The 10,750-nt window shown below is 66.6% G+C and carries 10 protein-coding genes and 1 tRNA gene; 1 reads left to right on the forward strand and 10 read right to left on the reverse strand.

The window, feature by feature from the left end; all coding sequences use genetic code 11:
* Positions 1 to 26 precede the first annotated feature (26 nt).
* A complete protein-coding gene (locus FYJ68_RS08705; RefSeq protein ID WP_154435826.1) occupies positions 27 to 746 on the reverse strand; it encodes a M48 family metallopeptidase in 720 nt (239 codons plus the stop codon).
* Between the two features lie 122 nt (positions 747 to 868).
* Here FYJ68_RS08705 and FYJ68_RS08710 point away from each other — a divergent pair, with 122 nt between their 5' ends.
* Positions 869 to 1,465: a 5-formyltetrahydrofolate cyclo-ligase gene (locus FYJ68_RS08710; protein ID WP_154435827.1), complete on the forward strand. Its 597-nt coding sequence runs from the start codon at positions 869 to 871 to the stop codon at positions 1,463 to 1,465.
* Between the two features lie 25 nt (positions 1,466 to 1,490).
* On the opposite strand, the gene FYJ68_RS08715 is transcribed toward FYJ68_RS08710, so the two are convergent.
* From FYJ68_RS08715 to FYJ68_RS08755, 9 genes are all read right to left on the reverse strand, one after another.
* Positions 1,491 to 2,429, reverse strand: a complete 939-nt coding sequence (locus tag FYJ68_RS08715) for a type II 3-dehydroquinate dehydratase (protein ID WP_154435828.1) — start codon at positions 2,427 to 2,429, stop codon at positions 1,491 to 1,493.
* 145 nt (positions 2,430 to 2,574) lie between these two features.
* Positions 2,575 to 3,858 carry a shikimate kinase gene (locus tag FYJ68_RS08720; protein WP_229772153.1) on the reverse strand — a complete coding sequence of 428 codons (1,284 nt, stop codon included), beginning with the start codon at positions 3,856 to 3,858 and terminating at the stop codon, positions 2,575 to 2,577.
* A gap of 1 nt (position 3,859) precedes the next feature.
* Entirely contained in the window at positions 3,860 to 5,008 is a 1,149-nt protein-coding gene (locus tag FYJ68_RS08725; RefSeq protein ID WP_154435829.1) for a bifunctional chorismate mutase/prephenate dehydratase, read from the reverse strand.
* A 13-nt stretch (positions 5,009 to 5,021) separates the two neighbouring features.
* Positions 5,022 to 6,158: a chorismate synthase gene (gene aroC / locus FYJ68_RS08730; protein WP_154435830.1), complete on the reverse strand. Its 1,137-nt coding sequence runs from the start codon at positions 6,156 to 6,158 to the stop codon at positions 5,022 to 5,024.
* A 4-nt stretch (positions 6,159 to 6,162) separates the two neighbouring features.
* The gene (aroA, locus tag FYJ68_RS08735; RefSeq protein ID WP_154435831.1) at positions 6,163 to 7,485 is read right to left on the reverse strand and encodes a 3-phosphoshikimate 1-carboxyvinyltransferase; all 1,323 of its coding nucleotides are present in this window, start codon (positions 7,483 to 7,485) and stop codon (positions 6,163 to 6,165) included.
* A complete protein-coding gene (aroB, locus tag FYJ68_RS08740; protein ID WP_154435832.1) occupies positions 7,485 to 8,600 on the reverse strand; it encodes a 3-dehydroquinate synthase in 1,116 nt (371 codons plus the stop codon). The genes aroA and aroB overlap by 1 nt, the downstream gene beginning before the upstream one ends.
* The gene (locus FYJ68_RS08745) at positions 8,597 to 9,469 is read right to left on the reverse strand and encodes a prephenate dehydrogenase (RefSeq protein ID WP_154435833.1); all 873 of its coding nucleotides are present in this window, start codon (positions 9,467 to 9,469) and stop codon (positions 8,597 to 8,599) included. The genes aroB and FYJ68_RS08745 overlap by 4 nt, the downstream gene beginning before the upstream one ends.
* A 5-nt stretch (positions 9,470 to 9,474) precedes the next feature.
* Positions 9,475 to 10,494 (reverse strand): 3-deoxy-7-phosphoheptulonate synthase, encoded by a 1,020-nt coding sequence (aroF, locus tag FYJ68_RS08750; protein ID WP_154435834.1) that lies wholly within the window; start codon positions 10,492 to 10,494, stop codon positions 9,475 to 9,477.
* A gap of 173 nt (positions 10,495 to 10,667) precedes the next feature.
* Positions 10,668 to 10,744 (reverse strand) — tRNA-Arg (locus FYJ68_RS08755).
* Between the last annotated feature and the right edge of the window lie 6 nt (positions 10,745 to 10,750).

The raw sequence follows: 10,750 nt of genomic DNA on the forward strand, positions 1-10,750 counted from the left end.
CTTGGGTGCGTGTCTGACGGCCACTCTCAGCCTTGGGGGAGGGTGGCGTTGAGGATGTTCCGCGCCTCTCGCCAGGAAGGGTAGGCCGAATCGAGGAGTTCGTGGAACCGCTGGTTATGGCTCGGCTCCAAGAGGTGGCACAGCTCGTGGGCGACCACGGAGTCAAGGCAGGTCGAAGGGAGCGAGGCAAGCTCGGCGTTGATGGTGACGACGCTGGTCCGCACGTTGCACGAGCCCCAGCGAGACCGCATGTAGCGAACGCGCCAGCCGTTGCACGCAACACCCAACCGCTCCTCGAAGGGTGGGAAGCGAGAGGGGAGCTCGGTGGAGAGCGCCCGTGCGAGCCATCGCCGCCCAAGGTCGCGCGCCAGCTCGGTATGGTTATCCGAGGACGGGAGGGATAGCAGCAGCTCGTCACCCGTGCGCCGCGCACCTGTCGCTGCCGTATCCAGCACGAGCCTGACTGTCAGTACCTCGTCGAGGAACCGGACCTTCCCTCCGTCCTGCCAACGGGAGGCCTCGCGATCGCGCGCTGCGGATTGTCTCCCCTGCTGCATGCGAATCCAGCTTTCCTTGGAGGAGACGAACGCGTCCACGTCCGAAAGCCTCGCTCGGGTGGGTGCACTGACGACCACGCTCCCGTCTGCCCTCACGCGAAGGTTGACGCGTCTGACCCCTCCGCGGCGCAGGGTGTACCGTATGTGGCCCCCCTGGCGTTCCGAAACAACGATATCAGCACGTCGCATGGCTTTCACATCGCTTCCTGCCACCTTTTGCCTTGCCGTTTGGCCTCAAGTTGCAGCGCTGCCGTCGCGGGTGGCCGACAAACGAGGATAATGTATCTTGCAGTTTGAAGGAGGGGGGGACGATGGCGAGCTCATACGGCGAGGATGCGAGCAAGAGCGCGCTTCGGGAGCGTTACCTCAGTGCGGGTGCATCGCTCTCCCCGCGGCAGCGCGCGAGGTTTGACGTGCAAGTGTGCCGCAACCTCAGGGCGGTCCCCGCCTATCGCTCCTGCCCCCTGCTTCTGGCATACGTCCCCTTTAGGGACGAGCTCGACACGACCTCCATCATTCGGCGCGCCTGGGACGAGGGGAAGGATGTTGCCCTCCCGAGGTGCGTGGGGGGCGAGAGGTCCTTGGAGTTCGTGGTCGTGCATGCCCTTGATGGGCTCGTGCGCGGGGCGAGTGGCGTCCTTGAGCCGGCTGAGGGGGCGGGGGAGCACATTGACCCCGCGCGTCTCCCCAAATCCGTGTGCCTGGTCCCGGGGCTCGTGTTCGACTCCCGCGGGTATCGCATCGGCTACGGGGCAGGATACTACGACAACTTTCTTGCCACGTACCCCGGAACCAAGGTGGGTCTTGCCAGGAGCCTGCAGGTGAGTGGCAACCCGCTTCCCGTTGACGACCACGACGTTGCCGTGGATGTACTGGTGAGCGACGGGGCGGTGTGGATGTGCCGCTAGCTGGACGGTGACCTCTCCGTCCAGCCTACTGCTCGTCTTCCTTGGCCAAATGTGCCGCCAGGTCCGCGATCGCCTTGGCGTAGCCCTTTATCCCCAGTCCCATGACCGTCTCGAAGCAGGCCGCCCTGACGTACGAGACCTGCCTGAACCCCTCGCGCTCGTCCACCTTAGAGATGTGGACCTCAACCGCGGGGATGCTCACCGCCTTGAGGGCGTCGAGGATGGCGACGGAGGTGTGGGTGTAGGCGCCGGGGTTGATCACGATGCCATCAAAGCGCCCGTAGGCGTCCTGTATGGCATCGACGAGGTCACCCTCGTGGTTTGACTGGTAGCACCTGCAGACGGAGAAGCCCTCTTCCTCCGCCGCCTCGTGGCAGAGCTCCAGCAGGCTGGCAAAGTCCTCGGTCCCGTACAGGTCGGGCTCCCGAATCCCCAGCATGTTGATGTTGGGCCCGTTGAGCACGAGGAGACGGGGTCCGTCCGCGGAGTCGTCCGTCTCCTCGCTGGCCTCGTCGGCAAAGTCGTCGTCCGGATCATTCTCCGCGTCGGCGAGCATCCGCTCGAGCTCACGCGCCTCGGAGTCGTGGTCCTCCAGCTCCTGCGCAATGGCGCCAGGGGTGGGCCGGGCGGGTGTCGTGGATCCGGTTACGCGGACATTGAGCGAGTTCCCCCCATGGCTGAGGTCTGCGAAGCTCGAGCGGTCCGTCTGACCCTGGCTGGTGAGACCCGAGAACGCGTCGTAGATGCCCCCGATGGACTTGGGGCCAAACACGACCTCGATTCCATAGGGGCCACGCCCCACCGTGCCCAGGACGCCGGGAATCTGCGAGAGCCCCTCCTCGTCGACGAGCGTGGGGTTTGCGATGGTGATGCGGAGCCTCGTCATGCAGAGGGTGTTGGAGGTGACGTTGACGCTCCCGCCGACGCAGCTCAGTACGCGCGATGCAATTTCCTGGTCGTTCATGAGAACAGCCTTCTTCCGTCGCAAGACGGGCCCTGGTTACTCGGATACTTTCGAAACGAAAACGAGTATAGAAGCGCCTGCGGGCGGATGGTCCGTCCGTTCCGTGAAATGCCGGGATGGAGTCGCATGCGGGGTTGCGGGGGAATCACAGCCCCAGGATGTTCCTCACCCGCGCCGCATCGCCCTGCGGGCTGCCCGTACAGTCTATCTTGATGTCGGACCAGGAGTGATACGCCTCGGACCTCTCGCGTGCCAGCTCCCTCACGCCCCGCTCCTGAGAGATGGGCCTGCCCGCAAGGGAGAGCTGTCCCAGCGGCCGCTCCAGGAGGACGATGGTACCGTTCTGGTGGAGGAGAGGGTAGTTCTCCGGTCTGGTGACGATGCCGCCGCCGCAGGCTATCACAAGGCCGCTGCGAGCGCAGTAGCGCGATGCGACCCTCGTCTCCTGCCCCCTAAAGTCGTCGGTCCCGTTCTGGCGGATGTAGGTCTCCACCGGCATGTCGAGGTCAAGGGCGAGCGCCTCGTCCAGGTCAACGAACGGCCTGCCGAGGAGATGCGCCAGGGCCCTGCCTGCCGTCGTCTTGCCGGCACCGGGCATGCCAATGAAGACGACGTTCCTGGTTTGGTTGCGGATCCTCTCCTCCAGGCGGGGGAGAAGCGCCTTATCCAGCTCGCGGCCCTGGAACAGCTGGCTCGAGTAGAACGCCTGGGCCACGAGCATGGAAAGCCCGCTTTGGAACGGGAGCCCCAGGCGCTCCGCCTGGAGGCAGATGCCCGTGCGCTCGGGGTTGTAGACCACGTCCAACACGCCGCGAAGGTGGGGGAGGGACCCGAGCACCCCATCGGCGAGCGGGCTCGCCGGGCAGGAGGGGAACATCCCCACGGGGGTGGTGTTTACGACGAGGCTTGCGTCCGCATGCCGGTCAAGCAGGTTCGCGTAGGTGTCATCCCCCGAGCGAGATATCACGACGGGCCTCGCGCCCGCCGCCTCGAGCGCGAGGACGACGGCCCTGCTCGCACCGCCAGAGCCTAGGACGAGGGCCTTCTCGCCCGCAAGCGCCTTGGTGGCGGCCCTTCCCAGGTGCTCCTCGCAGAATCGGTCGAGGAGCCAGGAGAAGCCCAGCACGTCGGTGTTCTCGGCAAAGACGGAGCCGTCCGGCCTTCTCACCAGGGTGTTAGCGGCGCCGCATGCCTCTACGCGCGGGCTCCTCTCGTCCGCAAGCCTGGCCGCCTCGACCTTGTAGGGGATGGTTACGTTGAGGCCGCGCCAGGAGCCCTCCCTCACAAAGGGGCCGACCTCCTCGGGCTCGAGCTCGATGAGGTCGTAGGGGCATGAGCCGAGCGACTGGTGGATCTGGGGAGACCAGCTGTGCCCGAGCGTCCTGCCCAGCAGGCCGAATGGCGCCATCGCCTCTCCGTCGAGCTGCATGCTAGACCACCTCCGAGTAGCTGCCCAGGTAGCGCATGTCCTCGCAGGCGTCGCCGATGGTTGCGATGAGCTCCTTGAACTGTGGTGCGGCGACGGGGCAGTCCACGTCGAAGTAGAACATGAACTCGAAGTCGCGGTCGGGGATCGGTCGGCTCTCGAGCTTGAAGATGTTGATGTCGAGGGCATAGAACTTCTCCAGGACGTGGAACAGTGCGCCCGGGCGGTGGCTCACCACCAGCATGAGGGAGGTGCGGTCGGCCCCGGGGAACACCTGGAGGTCCTTCGAGATGCAGGCAAAGCGCGTGTAGTTGTTGCCCTTGTCCTGGATGTCGCGCGCGAGGGGGTCGAGCCCGTACAGCTCGGCGCAGGAGCTCGACGCGATGGCCGCGACGCCTGGGCGCTCGCTCCGGGCAACCATCTGCGAGGCGATCGCGGTGTTCTCGACCACGTGGACCGTGACCCCATGGAGGGCGGAGAGGAACTGGTGACACTGGTTGATGGCCTGCTCGTGGCTGTACACGTCGGTGATCTCCTCCAGGCCCACGCCGGGCTTGGCGAGGAGGTTGTGGTCGATCTTGAGGCGGCAGGTTCTCACGATGCTGAAGTTGTGGCGCATCATGAGGTCGTAGACCTGGTTGACCGAGCCCGCCGTGCTGTTCTCCACGGGGAGCACGCCGTACTGGCAAAAGCCCTCCTCGACGGCGCGGAAGACCCCGTCGAAGGTGTCGAAGAAGCTGATGTCGGCATGGTGGAAGATCCTGTCGCAGGCGATCTGCGAGTAGGCACCCTCCACCCCCTGGCATGCCACGAAGGCGTCCTGGGGGAAGAGGTTGGGCGTGGCGGAGACGGCCGACTCGATCCGCCTGACGACGTTGTTGCCCTCGGGGTCGAGCAGCCCGTGCTGCCTGTTGCGCGACGCCTCCATGAGGAGCTGCATCAGGACCTGGGCGTAGCTGCGGAGCTCGGGGGGAACCTTTGCCGCGCTGTCCTCGATGACCCTTCGCTCCCTCGAGCGGTCAAGGACCGGGAGCCCGTGAGCCGCCTTGTATGCCGCGACCTTGTCTGCGCACTCCATGCGCCTCTGAAACAGGGAGAGGATCCTGTCGTCAATCTGGTCGATCTCTTCCCTCACCTGGCTGAGGTCCTCCAACGTATCCTCCTTGCTAGTTCGTGCCGAGCGTGAACTGTTCGCCCTCGGGCGGGAACGAGAGCCATGCGTCGAGGAGCGAGAGGGCGCAGACCGCCTCGGCCACGGGGACCGCCCGCGGGGCGATGCAGGGGTCGTGACGACCGTGGACCTCCAGGACCTCGGGCTTGCCCGTGGCAAGGTTGACCGAGTCCTGGGGGCGCGAGATGCTCGAGGTCGGTTTGACGGCCATCCTGAACAGGATGGGGGCGCCGGTGGTGATGCCGCCCAGGATCCCTCCCGCATTGTTCGTTCGTGGTGCCGGCCCGTCGGGAGTGGCGTCGAAGGGGTCGTTGTTCTCGCTTCCCCTGACGTCGGCGGCGGCGAAGCCGCTTCCAAACTCGATTCCCTTCACGGCTGGGATGCCAAAGGCTGCGCGGGCGACGAGGTTCTCGATCCCGTCGAACATGGGGGAGCCCACGCCGGCGGGAAGGCCGCACGCCACGCACTCCACGACTCCGCCGACGCTGTCGAGGTCCCGTCGGGCCGCGTCGATTGCGTCGAGCATGCGCTCGCCGGCATCGGGGTCGATGGTGGGAAGGCCGTCCCTCTCCTCCAGAGCATCGATCTGTTGGGAGAGAAGCTCCGCATCGGTGCGCAGGCCCGCTCGGAAGGGTTCGTCCTCGACGCCTGCCACCCGCAGGAGGTGTGCCCTCACGCGGACGCCTCGCGTCTTGAGCATCTGGATGACGATGCCGCCCGCCACGCAGAGCGGTGCGGTGAGCCTGCCAGAGAAGTGTCCGCCGCCCGGGACGTCCTGGTTGCCGTGCCACTTCTCCCATGCGGTGAAGTCGGCGTGCCCCGGACGCGGGACCGAGAGCAGGTTGTCGTAGTCGCGGGAGCGCGTGTTGGTGTTGCGGATGACTGCCGCGAGCGGGGCCCCGCAGGTCCTCCCGTCGTGGTTGATGCCACTCACGAACTCGGGCTCGTCAGCCTCCCTGCGGGGGGTCGACCAGCTGCCCTGCCCGGGTGCCCTCCTTGCCATGAAGGCGGACAGTCGCTCCCGGTCGATCGCGAAGCCGCTGGGGAGCCCCTCGACCACGCAGCCTATCGCCTCCGAGTGCGACTGGCCAAACACGGTGACCCTGAGGGCGTTGCCAAAAGTGGAGGGCATCTTACTACTCCCAACCTTCCGTGACGTTGCCCCCCAGCGCCGCGAAGTCGGCGAAGAAGGCGGGATACGACTTTGAGACGCAGCCGGAGTCGTGGATGGTGGTGGGGCCTGCGGCGCCGGCGGCCGCGACCGCCGCCATCATCGCGATCCTGTGGTCGTTGCGGGCGTCCACCTCGCCTCCGGTTAGACGGGAAACGCCTTCCACGACAAGCTCGTCGCCATCTATGGACACGTTGGCGCCTAGGGCGTTGAGCCCGTCGCGAACGGTCACCAGGCGGTCTGACTCCTTCAGGCGCAGCCTCCCCGCGTTTATGAACCGCGTGGTGCCCTTGGCGGTCGCGGCGACCGCGGCGAGGGGAGGGACGAGGTCGGGGATGTCCGCGACGTCGATGGTGCGGCCCCGAAGGGCGTCGTGGGTGCAACGCGCGCTGTCCCCGCCCCGGGTGACGTGCGCGCCAAACGAGGCGAGGGCGCCGAGCACCGCCCTGTCACCCTGCGAGCTCGAGAGGTCCAGCCCCGTCACCGTGACCCCCTCCCCGCAGGATGCGCCGGCCGCGAGCCAGAAGGCAGCGTTTGACCAGTCACCCTCCACCGAGGCGACGCCGGGCGAGACGAGCTCCGAGCCGGCGGGGACCGAATAGCGCGTGACGGCGGCGTTACCGTGCACCTCGCGCTCGACGGATACGTGCACGCCAAACTTCGCAAGGGAGCTCACGGTGATCGCTACGTAGGAGCGCGACTGCATGGGTTCGGCGACCTCGACGTCGAGACCACCCAAAACGAGCGGGGCGGCCATGAGGAGTCCGCTCACAAACTGGGATGACACGTCGCCGGGGAGGCGGTAGGTGCCGCCCGAGATGGGACCCTGCACCCGAAGCGGGAACGTCCCCTGCGGGGAAAGCCTTGCCCCGTGTGCCACGAGCTCCTCGAAGAGGGGGGAGAGCGGGCGCTGGGCGAGACGACCGTGACCGGTGAGGGAGCAGGCTCCGCCCAGGGCGGCAACGACCGGGAGGAGGAATCGGATCGTCGAACCGGACTCCCCGCAGTCGAGGGTCGCGCCCTCGGTCGGGCGCGGTGTGCCGCCGTCCCTGGGAAGGGGGTTCACCCTGAACCCGCGCGAGGTCCTCGCGACGCGCGCGCCGAGGGCGCGCATGCAGTCGGCGGTCGCCTCGATGTCGCGCGACGTGGTCTCGCAGTCCAAGTCGAGCCGTCCCTCGCAGAGCGCGGAGAGGATGAGCATGCGGTGCGCCACCGACTTGGACGCGATGGCGGGAATCGTTCCCGCCAGCGGGGCGGGCTGGATGACGGCGTACCTCTTCTCTCCCATTACGCTCCCACCCCGCAACCCAGGTCGACGAGCCTGCCGAACTCCGCGAGGGAGACGTGCCTCACCTCGACGGAGCCGATCGCAAGGGGGACCACGACGTTGACACCGTCGCCGTGGCGCTTCTTGTCGTGCGTGGCGTACGAGACGATGAGGTCGTGGGGGAGGTCGGTGTCGGTGGGGAGCCCGTGCGCACGCACCAGCGCCTCGATCCTTTGGGGCACCTCCTGGCCGCACCAGCCCATCCCGTAGGCGGCGCGCGCGATGCAGCACATGCCCAGCGCCACGCAGCTGCCGTGACCAAGGGAGAAGTCGCCCGCCGCCTCGACCGCGTGCCCTATTGTGTGGCCAAAGTTGAGAATCTGGCGCAGGCCGTGCTCGCGCTCGTCGCTGGCCACCACGTCGCGCTTGATCTGCACGTTCCTCGCGACGACCCGTGCCAGCTCGTCCTCGGAGACCTCGCCGGTGAGGGGGTTTGCCTCGAGCCAGGAGAAGAGCTCGGGGTCGCGTATGACGCCATGCTTGATTACCTCGCCGCAGGAGTCCCTGAACAGCTCCGGCGTGAGCGTGTCGAGACAGTCCACGTCGGCGACCACCAGCCACGGCTGCCAGAAGGCACCGCACAGGTTCTTCCCCGCCTCAAGATCCACTGCGGTCTTGCCGCCTACCGACGAGTCGACCATCGCAAGGAGCGAGGTGGGGACCTGCACCAGGCTGATGCCCCTCAGGTACAGCGCCGCGGCGAGCCCGGCCATGTCGCCCGTCACGCCGCCGCCCACTGCCACGACCACGTCGTCGCGCGTGAGGCCGGCCTGCGCCAGGCCGCCAAGGAGCTCCTCCACGGTCGAGAGGCGCTTGTTCCTCTCGCCCGCCTCGAATATCTGGATGCAGGCGTCGTAGCCTGCGGCAACTAGGGACTGGGCAACGGCGTCTGCGTAGAGCGGTGCCACGTTGGAGTCCGACACCACGCAGGCTCGGCCGCCCCCGCACGCCTGGCGCGCGAGCTGGCCGACCTCGTCGATCACGCCCTCGCCCACCACCACGTCGTAGTCGCGCTGGCTCGTGGGGACGCGCACCACGATGGGCTTCCCCTCGACGCCGACAGTCGTCTGGCTCATCGGTCCTCGACCTCCCTCTTCCTGCGATCGCCGTCCGCGAGCAGACCCTGGAGCCGCTCCGCGTCACGGTCGTCTATCGCGTCCTTGTACTCTTGGAGGTGCCCTATCAGGTTTCCTATCTCAAAGCTCAGGTTGTCCGCGTTGTCAAGGAACAGCTCGGTCCACATGCGTGCGTTGAGGCGTGCCACCCTGGTGAGGTCCCGGTACGAGCCGGCGGAGAAGCCCTTGTGCACGGTGCAGGAGGGGCTCTTGACGTAGGCGTTGGACACCACGTGGGCAAGCTGCGAGGTGAAGGCGATCACCTCGTCGTGGTGCTCGGGGGTCGACAGGGTCATGCTGCCAAAGCCGCAGGGCTCCAGCAGCTGCTCCAGGCGCTCGAGCATGTCCGCCCGCTCGAAGTCGTCCATCTTGGGTGGCACCACGACCATGGGCGCGTTGTGGAACATGTTCGCCCTGCTGTGGGCAAAGCCCGAGTACTGGGTTCCCGCCATGGGATGGCAACCCACGAAGGTCCAAGGCCTCCCCTCGGCGATCTTGAAGCAGCGCTCGCAGATTACCCGCTTGACGCCCACGGTGTCGATCACGATCGCTCCGGGGGAGAGGATGTCCGCCATCTGGACGAGCCAGTCGATGGACACCTGGGGGTATCCCGCCAGGATTATCAGTTCGCAGGTGGGGACCACGTCGTCCGTGAGCTCCCCGTCGATGGTCTCGATCTCGGCGAGCTCGGTCACCGAGTGCGTCCTGTTCCAGCCGTACACCTCGCGGCCTCCCGCGTGGAGCGCCTTGGCAAACGACCCGCCCATCAGGCCGAGCCCCACGATGCCAACGCGACCGGGCACGAGCGCCGTCTTCTTCTCTTCTCCCATGGCACCTAGTCCAAATCTGCCTCGACGGCGGAGCGGATGAGCGAGATGCGCCTCATGGCGTCCGAAAACTGCGTGGGCGTGAGCGCCTGCGCGCCGTCGGAGAGGGCGTTCTGCGGGTCGTCGTGGACCTCCATCTCAAGGCCGTCTGCACCCGCGGCGGTAGCGGCATACGCGATGGGGCGCACGTAGCGGGTGTAGCCGGTGGCATGGCTGGGGTCAGCAATGATGGGGAGGTGCGACAGGTGGTGGACCACCGGGATCGCGTTAGCGTCAAAGGTGTTGCGGGTGCGGGTCTCGAAGGTCCTGATGCCCCGCTCGCACAGGATCACGTTGGGGTTGCCCTCGCTCATCACGTACTCGGCGGACATCAGGAACTCGTCGATGGTGCAGCCCATCCCCCTCTTGAGGAGCACGGGGGCGTTCGTCCTGCCAAGCTCCCTCAGCAGGGGAAAGTTCTGGGCGTTCCTCGTGCCCACCTGCAGAACGTCAACGCCCCTGTCGAGGAAGCCCTCCACGTCGCGCGGGTCCATGACCTCGCTCACCACGGGCATGTCGAGCGAGTGGCCAACCTCGCAGAGGAGCTCCAGGCCCCTCTCGCCCATGCCCTGGTAGGAGTAGGGGCTGGTGCGGGGCTTGTAGGCGCCGCCGCGAAGCATCGTCGCCCCCGCCTCGTGCACGCCTCTGGCAATGTCCCAGAGGTTGTCCCCCTCCACGGAGCAGGGGCCGGCTATCACCTGGAAGTTGCCCCCGCCCAGCAGGACGCCGTGCCCGCAGTCGACGACCGTGTCCTCGGGATGAAACTTTCTGTTTGCCTTCTTGAAGGGCTCGGAGACGCGCCTGACCTGGTCCACGATGTCCATGGACTCGAGCAGGAAGGGGTCGATCTTGGTCGTGTCCCCAATTATCCCCACGATGGTTTCGTTCTCGCCCCGCGAGACGTTTGTCTTGAACCCTCGTCCCTCGATCCAAGAGACGAAGTGGTCAAGCTGGTCAGGCGTGGCGCTGTCCTTGACGATTGCAATCATGAGCTGTGGTCTCCCTGCGGCCTTTTCGACCCCGTGTTTATGGCATATATCCTCGGGATGCTACTACAACCCCCATCGTAACTTTGGATGGGTCAACAGGAGGAAACAATGGTGGCCGGGGGAGAAACAACAAAACCCGCCCCCATTGGTGGGGACGGGTTTCTCGCGAGCCATGGTGACCCCAGTGGGGCTCGAACCCACGACCTTTCGCTCCGGAGGCGAACGCTCTAATCCACTGAGCTATGGGGCCGATAGG

It is taken from the genome of Olsenella porci, from assembly GCF_009695875.1.
Lineage (GTDB): Bacteria > Actinomycetota > Coriobacteriia > Coriobacteriales > Atopobiaceae > Olsenella_H > Olsenella_H porci.